This window comes from uncultured Cellulomonas sp. (assembly GCF_947494015.1).
In the GTDB taxonomy this organism is placed as follows: domain Bacteria; phylum Actinomycetota; class Actinomycetes; order Actinomycetales; family Cellulomonadaceae; genus Pengzhenrongella.
In genome coordinates, this window is sequence record NZ_CANLTL010000005.1 from 151,357 (window position 1) to 173,214 (window position 21,858).

The following is a 21,858-nucleotide window of genomic DNA, read 5'->3' on the forward strand; positions in this document are numbered from 1 at the left end:
GCCTGCTCATCGGCTACGAGCATGCTCCCTCGCGGCCGTCCTACGCTCGGCCAATGCTGTTGCGCCTCGTCGCGAGCCGGCGATCCTGGCCGCTCCCGGGGGCGGTCAAGACGACGTCGAACAAGCCCGACGCCTTCCACGCGACCCGCGACCCGCGCGCCGCGGTCGGGCAGGTGTGGACGTTCGACCCGCAGGGCATCGCCGCGCAGGAGCCGACCTGGTGGTGGAACCCGCTGTCCTACGTCACCGACGAGGTCAAGGCCGGGCGCCTGGCGTCGCACTTCGCCGCGTCGACCCGGTCCGCCGGCGCACGCACCGATGCGTTCTTCGACTCCAAGGGTGAGCGCCTGCTGGGCGCGCTGCTGCTCGCCGCGGCCCTCGACTCGCGCCCGATCACCGACGTCTACCGCTGGCTGACCCGGCCCACCGACGACGCCGCGGTCCGCATCCTCGACCGGCACGGGTACGACCTGCTCTCCGACCGGGTCGCCGGCGAGGTCAACGCACCCGACGAGCAGCGCGCCGGTGTGTTCGGGTCCGCCGAGACGATGGCCGCGTTCCTCACCAACCGCTCCATCGCCCGCTGGGTCACCCCGCAGGGCGGCGATCGACACCCGCCCTCACTTCGACCCGCACGCCTTCGTCCGCTCCAGCGGCACGCTCTACAGCCTGTCCCGCGAGGGAGCCGACAGCGCCGGGCCGCTGGTGACCGCGCTGACCGTCGCGGTCACCGAGGCCGCCGAGGACCTCGCCGTGCAGTCCCCGGGCGCGCGCCTGGCGACGCCGCTGCTCGGGGTGCTCGACGAGGCCGCCAACGTGTGCCGCTGGCGGGACCTGCCCGACCTGTACTCCCACTACGGCTCGCGCGGCATCGTGCTGATGACGTTCCTGCAGTCCTGGTCCCAGGGCGTCGACGTGTGGGGCGAGTCCGGGATGAAGAAGCTGTGGTCCGCGTCCAACGTCAAGGTCTACGGCGGCGGTGTCAGCGAGACCGGTTTCCTCGAGGACTTGTCGCGGATGATCGGGGACTACGACCGCCGCACCTCGTCGGTGTCGACCGGCAAGGACCACCGCACCTTCTCCCGGCAGCTGCACCGCGAGCGGATCTTGGAGGTCGCCGACCTCGCCTCGATGCCCAAGGGCCGCGCCGTGGTGCTGGCATCGGGTTCCCGCCCAACGCTCGTGCGCACCCAGCCGTGGATGACCGGCCCGAACGCCGAGGCGGTCAAGGCCTCGATCGCATCCCACGACCCCCAGGCCGGCTCCACCCTGGCCGACGCGCAGCGGTCGGCCGCGGTCGCCGCCCAGCCCGACGCCGACACCACGGCGGTACCGCTGTGACGTCCGACCGCGGCGAGGTCGACTTCGGCGACGGCTACGACGTCGACGAGGCATACGGCGACGAGGTCGACGCGACGCCGGCAGCCGTACCCGCGGGCGGGGCTGCACCACCGTCCCTGGTCTACAGGGTCGGTGGTGCAGTTCGTGGCCGACTACTGGCGTCACGCCTACAAGCGGACCCTCGACCCGCGCAACCGTCGCTGGGCGGCGGACTGGTGGAACTACGACGAGGCGCTGATGCGCCTCGATGCCCTGTGGCGGGCGCGGGAGCACGCCCGCCAGGAGCCGGGCCCGGCGATGAGCAACTGGTGGCTGCAGCACGCCGACCCGCAGATGACGGCGCTGTTCGACAAGGACGGGCCTTTCGTCGATGCCCCCGAGCTCAGGACCGACCGCGGCGAGCCCCTGCCGCACGCCGACCCCCCGCCGGGGCTGTTCCCCGACGAGCGTCAGTGGGCCAGCCGCGGGTAACCGGCTCTCCGCCGCCGTAAGCGTCACCCGTTCGACGCGCGGCTGTTGACAGCCAGCCTTAGCGCCCCCCGGCTGCGCACGCGGCCGGGGGAGGGTCAGCCATGCCGCTGACGCCTGCCGAGCGAACGGCACAGTGCTCGACTCCACGGTGTGCCCCCAGGTGTACGCAGCAGACGGCACCCGACGAGCGAGACGACGGCTCGGCCGTAGCCAAGAGCGAGCAGCAACGTCCCCTCTCTCCCGATCGGCTTCGTCGCCGTCGCCATCGGCGACGCTACGCCGCAGCTGCGGCGGGCTGAATCACCCCCAGCGGAGCTGTGCGGCTCGATCCATGGCTCACGCGGTAACGCGCCGGGCAGCGGCGGTTGCGAGGAGGAAGAACGACTGCGCCTCGGCCGAGCGGCCTTGTCGGTCAAACCGCGGAGCGCCGCACACGCCTTCCACGAAGCCCGCGGGGCCGATCTGGGATCGCGCGGTCGCGAGGAGCGACAGTCCGATGTCGGCGTACTGCGGCGGTAGCCAACCATCTGCAGCTCCTGTCAGGGTCGCGTAGGCGAGCATCTGCGCCACATTGGCTTCGATGAACGTCGATGAGTCGTCCACGACATCGTGGAAGAGGCCGTCGGGGCGACGATGTTCGAGGCACGCGTCGATCACGGAGCGTGCGTGTCGCTGGGCGTAGGCAGCGAAGTCCGCGTTGCCGTCGCCCAGCAGGTGAAGCGCTCGGGCGAGCCCGGCTACGACCCAGCCGTTGCCGGTTCCCCAGTGCGCCGCCCGGGTCAAGCGCCCGCTGTCTTCGTCCCACATATGTGCGTAAAGGCCAGAGCCGGCATCCTGGAGACGCTCCGCGTGGCCTATCAGCTGACGAAGCGCCTCATCGACCTTGCCGGCCAGGACGAGAAGCGGTACCACCATGTAGACCGAATCGACCCAAACCTCGCGCGTCCCTGTGATGTGGAAGATGGTGCCGTCGTCGGCGCGGGGCGCCTCCGTGGTGATCCAGCGCACCTGGCGTTCGAACGCTTTCGCCAGCGTCGCGTCCGCCGTGCGCCGCGACGCCCAGAGGACCACCTCGCCTGCCGCTCCAGAGTTGACGATTCCGCCGCCTTCGATCTCGGCGAGCTGTCCGAGGAGCGTTTGACGCACGACTGCGTCGTGCGCCATCACCTCCGCCACCTCGTGCAGCCCGAGGTCCAGCATGGCGTGGCTGGCTACTCCTTGCTCCCATGACTGCCGCTGCATCGCGAGCAGGGCGGTGAGGGCGCGACGCTGGTCCTCGTCTAGCTCGCTCAAGGCGATAGGCCCACGTTCGGGTGTAGGAGCCGTCGTTACCGGTCGTTTCACGGTCAAGACCTTTCACTTCGCTCGTGACGAGTGATGGGGTGGTGCCCACCTGCTGGCCGCCCTCCTGCACTTGCGGCGGGGCGTCGGCCAACTGCTCCGGCGTCGGGGGTATAGGGCTTCCGGTCAGGCCGTGCCGTCCACCGCGTGGATCTCGATGGCGGCGAGCTCGTCCGGTGACAGCGGTGGGGTCGAAAGCGCGGCGAGACTGTCCTCGAGCTGGGCGACGCTGCTTGCACCGATGATCGCTGACGTCACGCGCGTGTCCCGTAGCACCCACGCAAGGGCGAGCTGGGCGAGGGACTGATTGCGGGCTGCGGCGATGTTGTTCAGGGCGCGTGCTCGTGTGAGGTAGGCCGCGTCGATGCGCTCGCGTGCGAGGGAGCTGTTCGCTGCCGCACGCGAGCCTGTGGGCACATCGCCCGTCAAGTACCGATCGGTGAGCAGTCCCTGGGCAAGCGGGGAGAACACAATGGTGCCGACTTTGAGCTCGGCGACCACGTCGAGCAGGCTCTCCTCGCTGCCAGCGGGGTTGGGCTGGGCCAGCTCGATGTGTCGGTTGAACATGGAGTACGACGGCTGGTGAATAAGCAGCGGCGTGCCCAGGCTTTCCAGCATGCGAGTTGCTTCGCGGGTCTGCGCCGGGCTGTAGTTCGAGATGCCCACGTATAGGGCGCGCCCGCTGACTACTGCGGTGTGCAGCGCTCCCATCGTCTCCTCGAGCGGTACGGACGGGTCCGGCCGGTGTGAGTAGAAGATGTCGACGTAGTCCAGACCCATCCGTCTTAGCGACTGGTCGAGCGAGCTGAGGAGGTACTTGCGGGACCCTCCGTCGCCGTAGGGTCCCGGCCACATCCCGTAGCCGGCCTTCGAACTGATGACCAGCTCGCTGCGGTACGGCGCGAGGTCCTGCGCCAGGAGGTGACCGAAGTTCTCCTCGGCGGAGCCGGGCGGTGGGCCGTAGTTGTTCGCCAGGTCGAAGTGTGTGACCCCGAGGTCGAAGGCTCGCAGCACTACGGCACGCTGGGTCTCGAGCGGTTTGCCGTCGCCGAAGTTGTGCCACAGGCCGAGCGACAGGGCGGGCAGGTCAAGTCCGCTCTTGCCAGCCCGGCGATACGGCAGATGTGTGTAGCGATCGTCGGCGGCGCGGTACGGCGTCGTCATGGTCGAACCTCTCAGCTGGTGGTCACGTGGCACGGGGGCGGGAGCCGCCATCGCGCCGGACGCACGCGGTGCCGTGCGCCGGCATGGCAACGCCCGCAGCCATGCCGACCGACCGACTGGCATGGCTGCGGGCGTTGCCCGGCGGTGCTGGGTCAGCGCACAGCGATGTTGTCCACCACGTGCTGGCCGGCGTTGAAGAAGACGTTGACCGCGCGCACGTCAGCGAGGCCGGCGGTGCAGGCTTCGTCGAGCGTGGTCAGATCGAACGTGACCGCATCGTCACCGGTGCGCGGGTCACTGCCGTAGGACAGCGGGGCCGCCTGGCACCATGTGAAGGCGTCGCCCACCTGCAGCGCCAGGATCGGGCCGACCCCGGTGGTCGACACCAGGTCCAGGCGCAGCTGGGTGCGCGCGGACATGTCCACCGGTGCGGTGAGGGTCGCGCCGAACCAGCCGTTCGTGCTGTCGACCGCGAGCTGTCCGGCGACCGCGGTGGCGGCGCCAGCCCCCGCCCACCCCTGCGCGTCGTCAGAGAAGTCGAACAGCACCTGGGCCGCCTGCGGGGACGGCTTGACGGTGACGGTGACGGTGGCCACCTCAGACGTGCGACGGCGGACGTCCTCGATCGTGTAGGCAGCGACCGCTCGGCCGGCGAAGCCGTCGGCAGGGGTGAATGTGAGCACACCCGCACCGTCCACGACGAAGCTTCCTGCGGAGGTGTCGAACGTGGTCTGGCGTCCACCGGTAGCGGGGTTCAGGTCGAGCGTCGCGGGTCGGACGTCGGCCTGGTACGCGACGTCGTTGGCCACGAGGTCGACCGACGTCGCCATGCCGAAGTCGGTCACGACCGCGTCGTCATCGGCCACCGGCGCGAAGCGGTGCTCGCGGGTGCGCATCGTCTCGGCGAAGTTGCTGAGCAGCGTGCACACCGGGCTCGGGCAGTAGACCGTGAACCCGTCGTAGTCGGGATAGAGGGTGCCGTCGGCCTGAACGTCGGACAGCAGCCAGTACAGCGCGCCCGTGCCGCCGGTGCGCTCGAACGCTTGCGTCCACTCCCGGTACACGACGTTGCGTGTCGCCTCGTCGTGCCAGCCGAACTCACCCAGGACGGCAGGCTTGCGGATGTTGCGGGCGACCTTGTTGTGCAGCTCGATCCACTGCGTGCCCCAGGCCGCATCCCGTCCCCAGTGGTCGGGGTACAGGTGATACGACAGGTAGTCGATCGTGTCCAGCGCGGCAAATCGGGCGGAGTCCACGCCGTCGGCGCAGTTGCGGGTGAAGTCGTCGCTGGCGGGCTGATCGCACAAGAACCCCTCATCACCGGTGCCGACGAGGTGGTTCTGGTCGATGCTCTTGATGTGGGTCGACATCTCCGCCACCCAGGCAGTCAGGGTGTCCGAGGTGCACCCGGGGTCGCGGGGGAACAACCCCGACCCGCCGCAGCGCGGCTCGTTCGCGAGTTCCCAAGCCATGATCGCGGGCTCGTCCTTGTAGGCGACGCCGGTGACGGTGTTGACCCGGTTGAGCAGGTGGCTGACCCAGTCCTTGTACCACGTGCGGATCTGCGGGTCGGTGTAGAAGTCGCTGTGGAACTGCGACCCAGCCCACTGGTTGTACTGGTCCATCCCGCCGAAGTTGGCCCAGTTGTTCGTCAGCGGCAGGACCAGGCGCACACCCTCCTCCTTGGCCTTGGCGACCATGTAGTCGAGCTTCTCCAGCCCGCTGGGGCCGTCGTTGTACGCAGGCGCGCCTGTCGCCGGGTCCCAATAGTGGAAGTAGACGCCTTTGTCACCGTCAGCGATCGTGCCGGTGCCGTCGCTCTGACCGATGTCGAAGAACGCCCACGCGCGCAGCACGTCGAAGTCGTTCGCGGCTGCCTTCTCCAGCACGGCGTCGGTCATCACCGGGTCGGCGTACATCAGGTAGTACTGGTTCGTGCCGGCGAAGCGGAACGTGCGCCGGTCGAGCGTCAAGCGGCCGCCACTTCGCTCCACGAACTGCTCCGCCGCCGGAGCCCGGTCGCGGGCGGAGCTGGCGGCATGTCCCTGCGAGAGGAGCAGGTCGGGCGCGGCTGCGGCGGCCCCCGACGGGACAAGGGTGGTCAGCGCCGTGGCGAGCGCCAGGGCGGTGACAGTCAGGCGTGATCTGGGGGACATCGTCGTCCTTCAGGTGGGGATGCGGGGTGTGTGACGCGGACAACTTACGCGCTTAAGGGATTTGGCGCTAGCCTTGGGTCGTGTGACCGAAACACTGCTTGACGAGGGCTACGACGGCAGCCGTCCAGCCCGGACCTTCCTGCGCCTCTACCGGCCGCACCGCGGCCGGCTGACGGTGGCCGCCGTGGCGTTCGCGCTCAAGCACTCCCCGGTATGGGTGATGCCCGTGCTCACCGCTGACGTCATCGACATCGTCGTCGAGCACCGCCCGCTGTCCGAGCTGTGGCTCGCAGCGGGGCTGATGGCGGTGTTCATCGTGCAGAACCTGCCGGTCTCGGTGCTGTACTACCGGCAGCTGAGCTACGCCGTGCGCACCGTCGAGACCAACCTACGGATGGCCCTGTGCCGGCGCCTGCAGGAGCTGTCGATCGGCTATCACCGGCGGATGAGCGCAGGCGTGCTGCAGGCCAAGATCGTCAGGGACGTGGAGAACGTGGTGGAGACGACTCGCCAGACGTTCGACATGGGGATGGCTGCGGTGACGACCCTGGTGGGTGCCATCGTGTTGACAGCCCTCCGGGTGCCGCAGTTCTTGCCGGTGTTCTTCTTGGCCGTGCCGGCGTCCGCCCTGCTCGTGGTCACGATGAGGCGGCGCATGACGTCGCGCAACGCGACCTTTCGAACCGAGATCGAACGGATGTCAGCCCGGGTCAGCGAGATGACTCACCTCGTCCCGATCACTCGCGCCCACGCCCTCGAGGACCGCGAGCTGGACCGGATCGGGTTCACGCTCACCGGGGTGCGCGCCGCCGGGATCCGCCTGGACATCGTCAACGGCCGGTTCGGGGCGCTCGCCTGGATCACCCTCCAGCTGCTCTCCGTCGGATGCCTGGTCGGTGCTGCCTGGGTGGCATGGACCGGACGTTTCGGGGTGTCCGCGGGTGACGTCGTCATGCTGTCGAGCTACTTCGTGGCGCTCACCGGGGCGGTCACCGCACTGATGAGCCTCGCACCGATCGTCACCAAGGGCCTGGAGTCGGTGCGGTCGATGGGCGAGGTGCTCACCGAGCCCGATCTTGAGCGCAACGAGGGCAAGGCGGCCCTCATGGGCGTCGAGGGTCGCCTGACCTTCGACGAGGTGACGTACGCCTACCCCGAAGCACCCGGTGCCCCCGCGGTGCACCGGTTCAACCTCGAGGTGGCTGCGGGGGAGACCTTGGCTCTGGTCGGAGCCTCCGGATCGGGCAAGTCGACCATCCTCAACATGGTCATCGGGTTCATGAGACCGCAGTCGGGGCGGGTTCTGGTCGACGGGCAGGACATGGCAGAACTCGACCTGCGCAGCTATAGGCGCCACATCGCTGTCGTGCCTCAGGAGTCGCTGCTGTTCGAGGGGTCCGTCCGGGACAACGTGACCTACGGGCGGCCCGACGTCAGTGACTCCGCGCTGCGGTCTGCACTCCGGGACGCGAACGCGCTGTCGTTCGTCGAGGAGATGGGTGGGCTCGACGCCATCATCGGCGAGCGCGGCGGACGCCTGTCTGGCGGTCAGCGGCAACGGATCGCGATCGCGCGCGCCCTCGTGCGCGACCCTCGGGTCCTTGTGCTCGACGAGGCCACGTCAGCTCTGGACGCCGAGTCCGAGCGGCTGGTCCAAGAGGCGCTGGCCCGGCTCATGCACGGTCGCACCACGCTCGTCGTCGCCCACCGGCTCTCGACGATCCGTGGAGCCGACCGCATCGCGGTTCTAGATTCGGGCGCTCTGGTCGAGGTGGGCTCACACGCGCAGCTCGTTGCCGCAGGCGGGGCGTACGCCATGCTCGAACGGCTCGGAACCGGCGCAGTGCCAGCACAGAGCTGACCGCTCCCACTGGAGGTAGGACGGCCGCCCCGGACGGGGACGGCGACACGACTCGTGACGGCCCGCACCTGACCAGGTGCGGGCCGTCACGTGTCAGGCGTCCGTGCTGACCGCGTCGAGGCCGCGCGCGGCGCGGTAGTGCGTGCGCACCACGTCCGCCCCGGCCTTCGCGTACATGCAGTAGTCGTCGTTGGACGCCGCATCCTGGGCCGGGTACAACGCTGGCGGCCAGTCCCACAGCATGTAGCCGCCGACCCACGGGCGGCGGGCACCGGCCGCCATCATCTCGTCGAGGTAACTCGCCTGAGCAGCTTCACTCGGAGGGCCCTCAAGAGACCAGTCGTTGGGCCGAGCCGGCGAGCCCTCCCGGCTCGGGCAGCCTGCCTCGATGAAGAGGAACGGCTTGCCGTGCGCGGCGACCACTGTCTCGATGCGGTCGAGCTGGGCTTCCCACTCACCGGTGGGGTAGTACCCGGACGCGCTGATCACATCGACGGCGTCCCACCATGTCAGGCGATCCTCCTGGTACTTGTCGGCGTTGTAGGTGATGGGGCCGGAGTAGACCGCGCGAACCTGAGCGATGAGCTCACGCCAGTGGGTCTCCTGCGCGTCCGCGCGGACCATCTCGCAGCCGATGCAGAACAGGTCCGCACCGAGCTCCTCGGCCAGCGAGGCGTGGTGCACGACGTACTCGGTGTACGAGGCGAACCACTGCGCCCAGGTGGGCTCGCCAGGCACGTCCTGATCGAAGAAGCCGATATGAGCGCGCCAGGTGCCGTCCGCGCAGTTCACGACCGGCTTGAGGCACACCTTGAGGCCAAGCTCCCGAGACCGCGCCACGGCGTGACGGATCTCGTCGTCGGTGACCGTGCTGTTGCGCCAGTCGATGACGGTGGACTGCGCCGTGTCCTGCAGCGCCGCCCAGGCGATGGTCACCCAGTTCACGTCGAGCGCGGCCATCTCCCGCAGCGACGTCTCCGCCTCCGGGGTCGTCCAGGACCCGCGCCGGCCGACCCATCCCCAGGTCATCCCGCACACGGGAGCGTCCCAGCCGTCCGGAACACGTGGTGAAGCGCTTAAGTTTGCCATCAGCTATGCCTTTCCTACGGGAGCGACTGCGGTGTCACTTGCGGGGGACACGCTACCCCTGCCGGTATCCTGCGCTGGGCCGGGGTTCCCGGACCGTCTGGTTCGAGGGGAAGCATGTCGTGACAGCTCAATACTCGGAGGAGGCCGTCTCGCGCCGCCCACGAGCCCCCCGGCGCCCGACCATCGCCGACATCGCTGAGCGCGCCGGCGTCTCCGCCGGCGCCGTGTCGTACGCGCTCAACGGTCGACCCGGAGTGTCGGAGGAGACACGGGCTCGGGTGATCGAGGTGGCTCGACAGGTCGGCTGGACTCCCAACAACGCCGCCCGGGCACTGACCGGAGTCGGTGTGGCGACGGTCGGGATGGTGGTCACGCGGGCCGCCTCGGTCTTGGGCGTCGAGCCGTTCTTCATGTCGTTCATCGCAGGCATCGAGGAGGTGCTTGCCGAGAAGGACTTCGCTCTGCTGCTGCAGGTCGCTCCGTTCGCCGACAAGGAGCTGGACACCTACCAGCGCTGGTGGTCGGGTCGGCGGGTCGACGGGGTCTTCGTCGTGGACCTGCGGGTTAATGATCCTCGCGTCGCTCGGCTGACCGAGCTCGGTCTGCCGGCCGTGGTCGTTGGCGACCCCAAGTACGCCGGCTCTCTGCCGTCGGTGTGGAGCGACGACGCCTCGGCCGTCTGGGAGGCGGCTCGCCACCTGGCGGCGCTGGGCCATCGCCGGATCGCTCACGTGTCAGGGCCGGAGCACCTGGTCCACACCGGGGTCCGCTCGGCCGCGTTCCGTGACAGTGGCCGGGAGCTGGGCATCGAGGTCGTCCAGCTGTACACGGACTACTCGCTGGAAGCTGGGACCGCTGCAGCGGCAACCCTGCTGGCTGACCCCGCCGCACCGACCGCCCTGGTCTTCGACAACGACTTGATGGCAGTCGCCGCCGTGCACGTTGCACGCGAGATGGGTCTGCGGGTGCCCGAGGACGTGTCGATCCTGGCGTGGGACGACTCTCCGCTGTGCCGGCTCACCAGTCCGCCGCTCAGTGCCATGAGCCGGGACGTGGCCGCGTACGGCGCGTCGGCCGCACGCCTCCTGCTCGCCGCGATCGCTGGCGAGCGTGCGGGATCGATGCGCAGCTCGGTGCCTCACCTCATCGACCGAGGAAGTCTCGCGCCAGCCAACCCGGGCGCGCCGCTCACGTAACGATCCAGTCTCGACCGGCGGTAGGGGTTGACGCTCGGTTTCTTAAGCGCTTAAGTTCCTCCTGTCGCACTCGCGATCCGCCGCAGCGACGCTGCGGGCGTCGAGACGGAGAGAGAAGAAACCATGAAGAAGCGCATCGTGGCGCTATTGGGAGCCACGTCCCTCCTGGCCGCCTGCAGCAGCGGGGGCGGGGGCGGCTCGGACCCTGAGGCAGGCTCCGGGGAGATCGCCGGTGAAATCACCGTGCTGACGAACCGCACCGACATCGTGGACACCGTCTTCCAGGACTACAAGGCGGCGTTCGAGGAGGAGTACCCCGACGTCGACGTCAGCTTCGAGGCGGTGACCGACTACGAGGGTGAGGTCACCACCCGGATGAGCACCGACGACTACGGCGACGTGCTGCTCATCCCCAACAGCGTGAGCGCCGGCGAGCTGCCCGACTTCTTCGAGCCGCTGGGCTCGGTCGACGAGCTGGCGGAGACCTACCGGTTCGTGCGCACCGAGCAGGCGTTCGACGGGCAGTCGTACGGCATCGCCATCACCGGCAACGCCCAGGGCATCGCCTACAACAAGGCCGTCTGGGCCGAGGCCGGCCTGACCGACTTCCCCACCTCGCCCGAGGAGTTCGTCGCCGCACTCCAGGCGATTCAGGACAACACCGACGCAATCCCGCTGTACACCAACTACGCCGACGGCTGGCCGCTGACGCAGTGGGAAGGCAACCGCGGGTCAGTCTCCGCCGACCCGGAGGCCGTGAACGAGCTGGCCAAGACCGACACCCCCTGGGCTGAGGGCGAAGAGCACTACATCATGGACTCCCTACTGTGGGACGTCGTGGAGGCTGGCCTCACCGAGCCGGACCCGACCACGACCAACTGGGAGCAGTCCAAGACGGATCTCGCGACGGGGAAGATCGGCACCATGGTCCTGGGCTCGTGGGCCATCACCCAGCTGCAGGAGGCCGCGGACAACCCGGACGACATCGGATACATGCCGTTCCCCGTGCAGGTCGACGGGACGTTCCACTCCACCGCGGGTGGCGACTACAAGAACGGCATCAACGTCAACTCCGACAACAAGGCGGCCGCACGCGCCTGGATCGACTGGTTCGCTCAGGAGTCGAACTACGCCACTGACCAGGGCGGCTTGTCCCCCCTGGTCGATGGACCCACACCGGAGACCCTGGCCGAGCTCGAGGAAACCGGCGTCGAGTACATCGAGCTGGCGCCCGCCGCGGAGGGTGAGGAGAGCCTGGTCAACGACATCGACCGCGAGGCCGAGATCGGCCTGTTCTCCCCGGACTACCGCCAGCGCATCGTCGATGCAGCACGCGGCGCCTCCGGCGAGACCAAGGAAGAGATCTTCGAGGACCTCAACACCCGCTGGGCCGAGGCCCGCGCATCGCTGTCCTGACCTCCCGCCGCCCCGCCGCGCAGCGCTCTCGCGGCGGGGCGGCGGCGTCCCCCGGCCGCGGCCGGGCCCCCGTGGCGCGCCTCACACCTAGCAGGAGACACCTATGTCCGGCATCACGACGCCGTCGCGGACGGCGCAACCCGGCGGCCCCATGCTGCGCGCCGTGGCTCCGCAAAAGAGGCGAGGGCTCACAGCTCGCACTCTGACCCCGTGGATGTTCCTCGCAGTTCCGCTGCTGCTCCTCGTCGGCCTCACCTACGTGCCGGTCGTCAACATGTTCCTGTACTCCCTGACTGACTGGAACGGCATTAGCAAGACCCGCGACAGCGTCGGACTCCAGAACTACACCGACATCTTCACCCGTCCGGAGCTGTTCCGGGTCTTCTTCGTCAGCTTGTACTACTTCGCCGCATCCTTCCTCCAGATGGCGCTGGCGCTGTACTTCGCCGCCGTGCTCAGCTTCAGCACTCGCTTCCAAAGCCTTTTCAAGGGGATCTTGTTCTTTCCCTACCTCATCAACGGGGTAGCGATTGGCTTCACGTTCCTGTACCTCTTCCAACCGGGCGGGACGCTCGACGCCACGCTGTCGGCGCTGGGCCTGGAGCAATTGCAGCGTCAGTGGCTCGGCGACCCGGACGTCATCAACTTCTCCCTGGCCAGCACATCGGTGTGGCGGTACACGGGCCTGAACTTCGTCCTCTTCCTCGGCGCCATCCAGTCCATCAACCCGAACCTCTACGAGGCCGCCGAGCTCGACGGCGCCAATCGGTGGGACCAGTTCCGGTACATCATCTTGCCGTCGATCCGGCCCATCGTCGGGCTGTCCTTCATCCTGGCCATCTCGGGCAGCCTGGCGGTCTTCGAAATCCCCTACATCATGACCGGCGGCGCCAACGGCTCGGAGACCTTCGTCATCCAGACCGTCGACATGGCCTTCGAGAACCGCAAGGTCGGCCTCGCCTCGGCGATGGCTGTCGTGCTGCTGCTCATCGTGCTGGTCGTGACTGCCATCCAGAGGCGCGTCGTCCCGGACGAGAAGGTGAACCTGACATGAAGCACACCGCCTCCAGCACCTTCAAGTACGCCTCGCTGGTCATCGCAAGCCTGGTGACGCTGCTGCCACTGGTAGTCATCGTCCTCACCTCGTTCAAAACCGCGCGCGAGTACCAGACGACCGGGCCGTTCGACCTGCCGCAGTCCCTTCATCTCGACAACTATGTGACAGCCTTCACCGCCGGACGCATGGCGTTGGGGTTCGCCAACACGATGCTCATCCTGGCGGTATCGATCACCGGCACCGTCATCATCGGCGCGATGACCGCCTACGCGATCGACCGGTTCGAGTTCCGCGGCAAGAAGCTCGTCGTCGGGCTCTTCCTGCTGGCCGTGCTAGTACCTGGGGTAACGACTCAGGTCGCGACGTTCCAGGTCATCAACAGCCTGGGGCTGTTCAACAGCAGAGGGGCGGCCATCTTGCTGTTCATGGGCACCGACATCGTCTCGATCTACATCTTCTTGCAGTTCATGCAGTCGATCCCGAAAGAGCTGGACGAAGCAGCGAAGCTCGAGGGTGCGAGTCACCTGACAATCTTTCGCAAAATCATCTTTCCACTGCTGAAGCCCGCGATCGCGACGGTCGTGATCATCAAGGGGTTCGCGGCCTACAACGAGTTCTTCATTCCGTTCCTGTACATGCCCAGCCGTGATCTGCCGGTGATTTCTACCGCGCTGTTCCGCTTCACCGGGCCGTTCGGCGCACAGTGGGAAGTCATCGCAGCCGGAGTGATCATCGTGGTCGTCCCGACCCTGGTGATCTTCATAGCCCTGCAACGCTACATCTACAACGGGTTCACCTCCGGAGCGACCAAGTGACTTCTCGTACGACGAGCGCCGGCGCGTCCGGCCACCGACAGGACAGGGACCTGCCCATGCACACCACCGTCTCCACCAAGATTCAGAGCGGCGCCGCGCCCACGTCCACCACCGTCACGGGGTGGACCCTGCACGCCCGCGGGTCGCTGGACGCCGTGCCGGCCGACGCCCGTGCAGCACTGGCCGGCGGTCTGCCCGTCCCCGGGACGATGACCGCGCTGGCCGTCCTGGTCGACGCGGGGCTCGCCGGAGATGTGACCGTCAACGCCACCGAGGAAGACGTCGCCTGGGTGGGGGCGACGGCATGGGAGTACCGAGCGACCGTCCCGCGGCCGGCCGGCGTGGACCGGGCCGAGCTCGTGATGGAAGGCATCGACACGGTCGGACGCGTCCTGGTCGACGGGCGCGTACGCCTGGAGGTGGCAGACATGTTCCGTCGCCACGTCGTCGACCTCAGCGACACACTCGCCGGCACGAGCGAGACGCCCGCGCCTGCGGGACATTGGGACCTCCGCGTCGAGGTCGACCCAGCACTGCCCATCGCCCAGGCCGCCCAAGAACTCAACCCCCTGCCACGGGCGGACATGTACGAGCTGCCCTACAACCAGGTGCGCAAGATGGCGTGCTCCTTCGGCTGGGACTGGGGACCCGTCACGCTTACCGCAGGGCTGTGGAAGCCGGTCCTGCTACGGGCATGGTCCGGCGCCCGGCTCGAAGACGTCCGAATGTCGGGCGGATGGGCCGACGGCGCCCTCCTTCGGGTCGCCGTCGCGGCGTCCGGTGACGCGTCCGACATCGCGGTGCACATCCGGGCAGTCGCGGGCGACCGCGATGGGGAGACCAATGCGCCGCTCACCGTGCTCGCGCTCACCGACGGGGTAGCCGACGCCGAGGTTTCGGTGCCCACAGCGGCAGCGTGGCACCCCGTCGGTCTCGGCGAGCAGCCCCTGTACGACGTCACCCTTCAGCTTCTCGACGCATCAGGCGCGGTCCTGGACAGCACCACGCGCCGGCTCGGCTTCCGCGACATCGTGGTCCGCCAGGAGCCCGACGCCACCGGCAGCTCCTTCGAGCTGATCGTCAACGGCACCCGAGTGTGGACGCGCGGGTTCAACTGGATTCCGCCGCACGTTCTGCCCGAGACGGTCGGCCGCCCCCAGCTGCGCCACCTCATCACGGAAGCGATCGCTGCGGGCGCGAACCTGCTGCGCGTGTGGGGCGGCGGGGTGTTCGAGTCCGACGACTTCTACGACCTGTGCGACGAGCTCGGGGTCATGGTCTGGCAGGACTTCCCGTTCGCCTGCGCCGCCTACCCGGAGGACCCCCGAACCGTCGAGCAGGTCCGCGGGGAGATCGCCGACGCCGTCGCCCGCCTCGGGCACCGCACCTCGCTGGTGCTCTGGTGCGGCTGCAACGAGAACCTGTGGGGGTACGAGGACTGGGGGTGGAAGGAGTCGCTCGACGGCCGCCCGTGGGGCGCCGCCTATTACCACGACATCCTGCCTACCGCCCTGGCGGCCCTCGACGGCTCCCGCCCGTACGTCCCGGGCTCGCCGTTCTCCCCTGGCGAGGAGCACCCGAACGATCCGACAGTCGGGACCACCCACCACTGGGACACCTGGAACCAGCTCGACCTGACCGCGTTCGACTCCAAGACCACTCGGTTCGCGGCGGAGTTCGGCTGGCAAGCCCCCGCCGGGTGGCCGGTGCTGACCCGCGCACTCGGCGGCGAGCCCACGGGCGCCGACGACCCCCGGCTTCCCCGGCTGCAGAAGGCCTTCGAAGGGATGCAAAGCTTGGGCCGCGGTGTCCAGAACCATCTGCCGGACGCGCCGACCGACGGGCGCGGCTGGTACCTCGCCACGCAGCTCGTCCAGGCCCGCGCCGTCCGGGCGTCCATCGGTCGCTTCCGCAGTCTGCACGACAGCTGCTCTGGTGCCGTCTGGTGGCAGCTCGACGACTGCTGGCCCGCGCTGTCGTGGTCCGTCCTCGACGTCGCTGGTGCCCGGAAGCTGTCGTGGTACGCGATGCGTGAGGTGCTGTCCGCGCGCGCCGTGCTCCCCACAGCGCCGTCGTCGCCCCACGCGCTGACGCTGGTCAACGACACCCGCGAGGACTGGGACGTCGCAGTGACCGTTACCGTCGCGACGACGGCGGGGGCAGTCCTAGACGCGCGAACCTCGTCGGTGCGCGTACCCGCGCTCGGTCACCTCGAGGTGGGCCCCCCCGAGGGTATGGCGGCGGGCGGCGACGTTGTGCTCGTGGACGCGGGCGACCGGCGTGGTGCCCGGTGGCTTGGCACCGACATCGAGCTCGGCAACGCCGAAGCCGCCGTCGAGCTCACGTTCGGTTCAAGGGACGCCGGTGCGGTGACGGTCGAGGTGCGCGCGGAGGGCCTCGTGCGTGACCTGGTGCTGCTCGCGGAGACCGACGCCCGCCTGCCGGACGCTGTAGTCGACGACCAGCTCCTCACGCTGCTACCGGGAGAGACAGCCACGTTCACCGTGACCGCTGCTCGGGCGGGCGAGCTCGACGCACAGGAATGGGCCGCGTTGCTGGGGGCGTCGGGCCCCCTCGCCGTCACCGTGCCCGCGACTGCCTAGGCCGCCTGCCGTGCCACTGGTGGACATGTCACTGGAGGACTTGCAGGCGTACCGCCCCGCACTCACACCCCCGGCCGACCTCGCCGACCGCTGGGCCGCCACCCTCACCCAAGCGCGACGCCACGACGTGGACGTGAGGGTCGAGCCGGTCAAATCCGGGCTGACGGTCGTCGACGTCTTCGACGTGACGTTCGCAGGATTCGGCGGTGACCCCGTCCGGGCCTGGCTCCAGCGGCCGGCCGGGGCGCAGGGCCCCCTGCCCGTCGTCGTGGAATACAACGGCTACGGCGGTGGGCGAGGGCTGCCGCACGAGCGCCTGTTCTGGGCTGCCGCCGGATACGCCTACCTGTTCATGGACACCCGCGGTCAGGGGTCGGCCTGGGGGAGCGGGGGGCACACCGCCGACGCATCCGCCGGTGCCGCGGCGGGCGACCCGGCGCATCCCGGTTTTATGACCCGCGGTGTACGTGACTTCGACACGTTCTACTTCCGCCGCCTGCTCACCGATGCCGTGCGAGCCGTCGACGCGGTGCGGACCATCCACGGCATCGACCCTGATCGCGTCGTCGTGGCAGGTGGCAGTCAAGGTGGAGGGTTGGCAATCGGGGTCGCCGGGCTGGTGGACGGGCTCGCCGCTGTCCTGCCGGACGTCCCGTTCCTGTGCCACATCCGCCGCGGAGTCGAGGTCAGCGACGCCGACCCCTACGGCGAGGTGGCCCGATACCTGTCGGTGCACCGCGGCGCGGTCGACGACGTGTTTCGCACGCTGGCCTACGTGGACGGGGTGCACCTGGGAGCCCGGGCCACCGCACCGGCGCTGTTCTCCGTGGCACTGATGGACCCGGTCTGCCCACCCTCGACGGTGTTCGCCGCGTTCCACGCCTACGGCGGGCCCGCCCAGATCGAGATCTACCCCTTCAACGGCCACGAGGGCGGGCAAGGGCACCACCAAGTGCGCCAGCTCGCCTGGCTGGCCACCGTGCTCGACCCCTGGAGAAGCAACCATGACACCCGGTGACCGTGATTACCTCGCCGCTCAGCGCGCCGACCTGCTGCGCTTCGCCGCCGGGTCCCGTCACGACCTTGGCTTCGGCTACCTCGACGCGGAAGGGACCCTGGACCCGAACAAGCCGGTCGAGCTGTGGATTACGTGCCGAATGACGCACGTGCTGAGCCTCGGTGTGCTCGCCGACGAGACGCCGGCCCCGGGAGGGCCGGACCGCGCCGCGATGACCAGGCTCGCCGCACACGGCGTCGCCTCTCTGCGTGAGGCACTGCGCGACACCGAGCACGGCGGCTGGTACGCCGCCGTGGGTCCCGAGGGCTCCGTCGACGACGCGAAGCAGGCATACGGGCATGCCTTCGTCGTGCTCGCCGCCACGTCGGCCCGCGTCGCAGGGATCGTCGGTGCCCAGGAGCTGCTCACCGAGGCACTCTCGGTCCAGGACCGCTACTTCTGGGACGATAAGGAGGGTCTCGTCGTCGAGCAGTGGGACAGCGCCTGGACCCGGCTAGACCCGTACCGCGGCGTGAACGCGAACATGCACACGGTCGAGGCGTACCTGGCCGCGGGTGACGTCACCGGTGACACGACGTGGCATCACCGGGCGGGCCGCATCGCGGCCACGGTCGCCGGCTGGGCGCGCGGCAACGACTGGCGGATCCCGGAACACTTCACCGCCGACTGGGCGCCGATGCTCGAGCACCACAGGGACAAGCCGGCCGACCCGTTCCGCCCGTACGGTGCCACTGTCGGGCACGGCCTGGAGTGGGCGCGGCTGCTGGTCGCGGTGGACGCAACCCTGGGCGCCGACTCGCCCGGCGGCTTGGTCGAGGCCGCCGTCGCACTGTTCGACCGCGCCGCAACCGACGGTTGGGCCGTCGATGGGGCGGACGGGTTCGTCTACACCACTGACTGGGACGGCGCTCCGGTTGTGCGGGCGCGGATGCACTGGGTGCTGGCCGAGGCGGTCAGCACTGCCACCGTCCTGCACCGAGTCACCGGTGACGCGCGCTACGCCGAGGACGCCGCCCGGTGGTGGGCGTACGCCGACCGGTACCTCGTCGACCACGAGGAGGGCTCGTGGCATCACGAACTCGACCCGGGCAACGCCCCGGCGGGGGAGACGTGGCCGGGTAAGCCCGACGTCTACCACGTCTACCAGGCCGCGCTCCTGCCCGAGTTGCCGACGACGCCGTCGTTCGCCACCGCAACGGCCGCTGGCATGGCGGGCGCCCGGTGAGCGAAGTGAACCGCTCCGCGCCGTTCCTTGTGGTCGGCGAGAGCGTGGCCGACATCGTGACGTCGGTGGCGGGAGCCGTCGACGTCCACCCCGGGGGAAGCCCGGCGAACGTCGCGTTCGGGCTCTGCCGGCTCGGCCGGGAGGTGACGCTGGTGACCGCTCTCGGTGACGACGCGTACGGCTCACTGATCCGCACGCATCTGGAGGGTGCCGGCGTACGGGTCGTGACCGCGGGGTCGGCCCGCTCGACGGCCACCGCGATGGCGCACCTCGACGAGACCGGTGCGGCCACCTACACATTCGACATCGAGTGGGACCTCGGCCCGGCTGCCCTACCGGTGACGCCCCTGCATGTGCACACCGGGTCGATCGGCGCCGCGATGGAGCCCGGCGCTGCTGCGGTCGCGGACATGATCAAGTCGCTCCGCCGCGTCGCCACAGTGAGTTTCGATCCCAATGTCAGACCGGCGCTACTCACGGAACGGGCCGCCGTACGGCACCGGCTCGAGGACCTCCTGGTCCACACCGACGTCATCAAGGCGAGCGACGAAGATCTGCGCTGGCTATACCCCGACGTGGAGCCACTCAACACCGCCGCGAGCTGGCTCGCTCGCGGACCTTCCGTGGTCGTCTTAACGCAGGGGGCCGCGGGGTCGACCGCTCTAAGTCGTGCCGGTGACGTCACCATCTCTTCGACGCACGTAGACGTCGTCGACACGGTAGGCGCCGGCGACTCATTCATGGCCGCACTCCTTGACGGATTGCACGAACAGGATCTACTGGGCACCGCGAACCAAGACAGGTTGCGCGACATCTCCCTCGGTACTTTGCGCCACGTCGTAAGCCGCGCGTCTCGCGCGGCCGCCATCACAGTCTCCCGGGCGGGCGCGATGCCGCCGACTCGCCTCGAGCTCGATCACGCCGCGAGTTCAGGGCTGAGTGCGTCGGCGCCCGCACGGCGTCCCGGCGACGGGGGCGACGGCGATGTCCATGCCGGGTGATGAGGAGGCGGGCGAGATGGACTGGGCGTCGCTTCTCGAGGACGGCAGAATCACGCACCAGGATGCTCTCGCGAGCGTGGACGATGTCGTGCGTCCCGGTGGTGACAGGGTCCTGATCCTCCGGCTCGCGGGGGGGCTCAGCCTGGACGTCCTGCCGGACCGCGGGCTGGACCTCGGTGCAGCGTGGTCGGGGAGTGTGCCGCTGGCGTGGCGATCGCCTCAATCGGCGGATCCTGGCCCTGGCCACGGTTGGAATGAGCGTTTCCTGGGCGGACTTCTGGCAACGTGCGGGCCCGACAACATCGGTGCGCCTCGCGGTGCTTCCGGGCAGCACGGCACCCATCACCTGACGCGCGCTGAGGACGTGCGCTGGTGGCGACAGCGGGCCCCGGAAGGGATCGACGTTCACGTTCGTGGCCGGATCACCCACTCGTCGAGTGGGTCCTGGATCGTGATCGAGCGGGAGATCGTAACCGGAACCGCGCGGCCCTGCGTCGAGGTGCGGGACACCGTGCGCAACGAGGGCAATAGCCCAGCTGCGGTTCCGCTGCTCTACCACGTGAACCTCGGAGCCCCCATGCTGCGACCCGGGGCGCGAATGAGTGTGGACGCCGGCACGGCGGTACTGCGTGATCCGTGTCCACCAGGACAAGACGCCCTCAGCCTGCCGCACCCGAGGGACGGCCTCGACGCCGTCGTGGCAGAGCACCCCGGCATCCGGAGCCACGACGGCTGGGCACGGGCCACGCTCACCGAGACGGGGCTCGGGGCCGATGTGGCGGTCGAGTGGCGCACCGACACGCTGCCGCGGCTGTGCACCTGGAACAATCCCGCTCGGGGCGGCTGGGTCCTGGGAGTCGAGCCCACCAATGCCCCGCTGTTCGGATCCGAGCGCGAGCTGCCACACGCTGGCGCGCCCGTTCTCCAACCCGGACACGCGTGGAACACCGTGGTCCGTGTTGCTGTCGTCCCCACGCTCGCTCCATCGGCCAAGCGCCCAACGGCGGGATCGGCACACCCCAACAACCAGCGGAGGGCTTGGCGGCTGCGCTGACTGATCGGTCGCGACGTGGCAACAGCGGCTCTATTTCCGTGCCGGGATGCCATCGGGCCTTTTTCCCCGACTCGCTGAAGGGCTGACCACGTCCGGTCGCAACCGGAATGTACTCGTGTTCGAATCCCGCCAAAGTGAGCCAGGATCGAGCGAGACTGGACATGGCCGGACGCCCAGGCTGGGGACACCTCAAGGCCCAGCGAGCACGTGGTCCACTCCCTGCCACGCGATTACCGACAAGGCGCACACAGTGAGCACGGGACTGCTCGAACGGCTGCGGTGGAGGCATGCGGTGCATGTCAGCACGTGGCGCTAGTCATGAGGACGAAGTGTCGAAAGCAGGTTCTAATCGAGGCGCCTGCTCAACCCGCGCGGTGATGGTTGCCGGCGTGAGGACGCGCGCTTTGGCCGCGCGGCGACCGCGCATCGGAACGGGAGTTGGCCGTTGCTGCGGCGCCGGTGGGTGACCGCCCTCTGCTCGCTTCCAAGCTCGGAATGCGGGACGATGGGACCATGGCTCAGGAGAAGCGCGTGATTGTGACTGATGACCTCGATGGCAGTGAGGCCGCTAAGACGTACACCTTCGCTTTCAATGGCACGCAGTACGAGATCGATCTTGGCGCAGCTAGCCGTGATGCTCTCATCAGGGCGTTGCAACCGTTCATCGACTCTAGCCGCCGGGTGGGCAGCAAGGCCTCGAACCGGTCGGCATCCGGGTCGGCCGACGACTCGCGTGCTGTCCGCGACTGGGCCCGCGCGAACGGGCTCACGGTGCCCGACCGTGGCCGGATTCCCAAGGCGGTTCGGGAGGCTTACGCCAGCCGATGATCGCGCGCGGCAACCGGCCGTGAAGGATGGGTGCCTTCGGCGTGAGTCCGAAGGTCGCCAACGGCGGATGGCCATGCTGGCCCGGGACGAAGTGGTGTCGGGTGGCGCCGTGATGTGTGGTGCGGGCTCAGGTGACCGCGAGAATGGGCCGGGGCCGACTCCGGTAGGCGGGTCGCGCGTTTGCACGCTCGACGGCAGAGCGACTGTCCGCACCTCCCGTGA

At 69.0% G+C, this 21,858-nt stretch carries 17 protein-coding genes; 13 read left to right on the forward strand and 4 right to left on the reverse strand.

Features of this window, described 5'->3' with window-relative positions; genetic code table 11:
* Positions 1 to 705: 705 nt before the first annotated feature.
* Together Q0840_RS07570 and Q0840_RS07575 are read left to right on the forward strand one after the other, a co-directional pair.
* Positions 706 to 1,341, forward strand: a complete 636-nt coding sequence (locus tag Q0840_RS07570; RefSeq protein WP_298458220.1) for a TraG/TraD/VirD4 family protein — start codon at positions 706 to 708, stop codon at positions 1,339 to 1,341.
* Between the two features lie 132 nt (positions 1,342 to 1,473).
* Positions 1,474 to 1,812 (forward strand): DUF4913 domain-containing protein, encoded by a 339-nt coding sequence (locus tag Q0840_RS07575; RefSeq protein ID WP_298458223.1) that lies wholly within the window; start codon positions 1,474 to 1,476, stop codon positions 1,810 to 1,812.
* A 336-nt stretch (positions 1,813 to 2,148) separates the two neighbouring features.
* Here Q0840_RS07575 and Q0840_RS07580 read toward each other — a convergent pair whose 3' ends face one another.
* From Q0840_RS07580 to Q0840_RS07590, 3 genes are all read right to left on the reverse strand, one after another.
* Complete coding sequence (locus tag Q0840_RS07580; protein WP_298458226.1) at positions 2,149 to 3,105, reverse strand: glycoside hydrolase family 88 protein; 957 nt, start codon at positions 3,103 to 3,105, stop codon at positions 2,149 to 2,151.
* A 174-nt stretch (positions 3,106 to 3,279) separates the two neighbouring features.
* Positions 3,280 to 4,317: an aldo/keto reductase gene (locus tag Q0840_RS07585; RefSeq protein WP_298458228.1), complete on the reverse strand. Its 1,038-nt coding sequence runs from the start codon at positions 4,315 to 4,317 to the stop codon at positions 3,280 to 3,282.
* Between the two features lie 152 nt (positions 4,318 to 4,469).
* Positions 4,470 to 6,473 carry a cellulase family glycosylhydrolase gene (locus Q0840_RS07590; RefSeq protein ID WP_298458231.1) on the reverse strand — a complete coding sequence of 668 codons (2,004 nt, stop codon included), beginning with the start codon at positions 6,471 to 6,473 and terminating at the stop codon, positions 4,470 to 4,472.
* A gap of 82 nt (positions 6,474 to 6,555) precedes the next feature.
* Here Q0840_RS07590 and Q0840_RS07595 point away from each other — a divergent pair, with 82 nt between their 5' ends.
* Positions 6,556 to 8,334 carry an ABC transporter ATP-binding protein gene (locus Q0840_RS07595; protein ID WP_298458233.1) on the forward strand — a complete coding sequence of 593 codons (1,779 nt, stop codon included), beginning with the start codon at positions 6,556 to 6,558 and terminating at the stop codon, positions 8,332 to 8,334.
* 93 nt (positions 8,335 to 8,427) lie between these two features.
* Here the strand turns inward: Q0840_RS07595 and Q0840_RS07600 are convergent, their stop codons facing one another.
* Complete coding sequence (locus tag Q0840_RS07600) at positions 8,428 to 9,363, reverse strand: glycoside hydrolase family 113 (protein ID WP_298458236.1); 936 nt, start codon at positions 9,361 to 9,363, stop codon at positions 8,428 to 8,430.
* A gap of 179 nt (positions 9,364 to 9,542) precedes the next feature.
* Here Q0840_RS07600 and Q0840_RS07605 point away from each other — a divergent pair, with 179 nt between their 5' ends.
* The 10 genes from Q0840_RS07605 (at position 9,543) to Q0840_RS07650 (ending at position 21,636) form a co-directional block, all read left to right on the forward strand.
* On the forward strand, positions 9,543 to 10,619 hold the full coding sequence (locus tag Q0840_RS07605; protein WP_298458238.1) for a LacI family DNA-binding transcriptional regulator: 1,077 nt from the start codon (positions 9,543 to 9,545) through the stop codon (positions 10,617 to 10,619).
* 123 nt (positions 10,620 to 10,742) lie between these two features.
* A complete protein-coding gene (locus tag Q0840_RS07610) occupies positions 10,743 to 12,035 on the forward strand; it encodes an ABC transporter substrate-binding protein (protein ID WP_298458241.1) in 1,293 nt (430 codons plus the stop codon).
* 151 nt (positions 12,036 to 12,186) lie between these two features.
* Positions 12,187 to 13,089, forward strand: a complete 903-nt coding sequence (locus tag Q0840_RS07615) for a carbohydrate ABC transporter permease (protein ID WP_298458539.1) — start codon at positions 12,187 to 12,189, stop codon at positions 13,087 to 13,089.
* A complete protein-coding gene (locus Q0840_RS07620; protein ID WP_298458243.1) occupies positions 13,086 to 13,907 on the forward strand; it encodes a carbohydrate ABC transporter permease in 822 nt (273 codons plus the stop codon). The genes Q0840_RS07615 and Q0840_RS07620 overlap by 4 nt, the downstream gene beginning before the upstream one ends.
* A gap of 56 nt (positions 13,908 to 13,963) precedes the next feature.
* The gene (locus Q0840_RS07625; protein ID WP_298458245.1) at positions 13,964 to 16,510 is read left to right on the forward strand and encodes a glycoside hydrolase family 2 protein; all 2,547 of its coding nucleotides are present in this window, start codon (positions 13,964 to 13,966) and stop codon (positions 16,508 to 16,510) included.
* Between the two features lie 10 nt (positions 16,511 to 16,520).
* Positions 16,521 to 17,528 carry an acetylxylan esterase gene (locus Q0840_RS07630; protein WP_298458247.1) on the forward strand — a complete coding sequence of 336 codons (1,008 nt, stop codon included), beginning with the start codon at positions 16,521 to 16,523 and terminating at the stop codon, positions 17,526 to 17,528.
* Positions 17,515 to 18,753 carry an AGE family epimerase/isomerase gene (locus tag Q0840_RS07635; protein ID WP_298458250.1) on the forward strand — a complete coding sequence of 413 codons (1,239 nt, stop codon included), beginning with the start codon at positions 17,515 to 17,517 and terminating at the stop codon, positions 18,751 to 18,753. The genes Q0840_RS07630 and Q0840_RS07635 overlap by 14 nt, the downstream gene beginning before the upstream one ends.
* Positions 18,750 to 19,754 (forward strand): carbohydrate kinase, encoded by a 1,005-nt coding sequence (locus Q0840_RS07640; RefSeq protein WP_298458252.1) that lies wholly within the window; start codon positions 18,750 to 18,752, stop codon positions 19,752 to 19,754. The genes Q0840_RS07635 and Q0840_RS07640 overlap by 4 nt, the downstream gene beginning before the upstream one ends.
* Positions 19,738 to 20,808: a DUF4432 family protein gene (locus Q0840_RS07645; RefSeq protein WP_298458254.1), complete on the forward strand. Its 1,071-nt coding sequence runs from the start codon at positions 19,738 to 19,740 to the stop codon at positions 20,806 to 20,808. The genes Q0840_RS07640 and Q0840_RS07645 overlap by 17 nt, the downstream gene beginning before the upstream one ends.
* A gap of 513 nt (positions 20,809 to 21,321) precedes the next feature.
* Complete coding sequence (locus tag Q0840_RS07650) at positions 21,322 to 21,636, forward strand: Lsr2 family protein (RefSeq protein ID WP_298458256.1); 315 nt, start codon at positions 21,322 to 21,324, stop codon at positions 21,634 to 21,636.
* The last annotated feature ends 222 nt before the right edge of the window (positions 21,637 to 21,858 follow it).

What these genes read in the sequence shown, in the direction of transcription:
- Q0840_RS07585 (WP_298458228.1), bottom strand. Translation starts at nt 4,317, where the DNA reads ATGACGACGCCGTACCGCGCCGCCGACGATCGCTACACACATCTGCCG.
- Q0840_RS07590 (WP_298458231.1), bottom strand. Translation starts at nt 6,473, where the DNA reads ATGTCCCCCAGATCACGCCTGACTGTCACCGCCCTGGCGCTCGCCACG.
- Q0840_RS07600 (WP_298458236.1), bottom strand. Translation starts at nt 9,363, where the DNA reads ATGACCTGGGGATGGGTCGGCCGGCGCGGGTCCTGGACGACCCCGGAG.
- Q0840_RS07610 (WP_298458241.1), top strand. Translation starts at nt 10,743, where the DNA reads ATGAAGAAGCGCATCGTGGCGCTATTGGGAGCCACGTCCCTCCTGGCC.
- Q0840_RS07615 (WP_298458539.1), top strand. Translation starts at nt 12,187, where the DNA reads ATGCTGCGCGCCGTGGCTCCGCAAAAGAGGCGAGGGCTCACAGCTCGC.
- Q0840_RS07620 (WP_298458243.1), top strand. Translation starts at nt 13,086, where the DNA reads ATGAAGCACACCGCCTCCAGCACCTTCAAGTACGCCTCGCTGGTCATC.
- Q0840_RS07625 (WP_298458245.1), top strand. Translation starts at nt 13,964, where the DNA reads ATGCACACCACCGTCTCCACCAAGATTCAGAGCGGCGCCGCGCCCACG.
- Q0840_RS07635 (WP_298458250.1), top strand. Translation starts at nt 17,515, where the DNA reads ATGACACCCGGTGACCGTGATTACCTCGCCGCTCAGCGCGCCGACCTG.
- Q0840_RS07645 (WP_298458254.1), top strand. Translation starts at nt 19,738, where the DNA reads ATGTCCATGCCGGGTGATGAGGAGGCGGGCGAGATGGACTGGGCGTCG.
- Q0840_RS07650 (WP_298458256.1), top strand. Translation starts at nt 21,322, where the DNA reads ATGGCTCAGGAGAAGCGCGTGATTGTGACTGATGACCTCGATGGCAGT.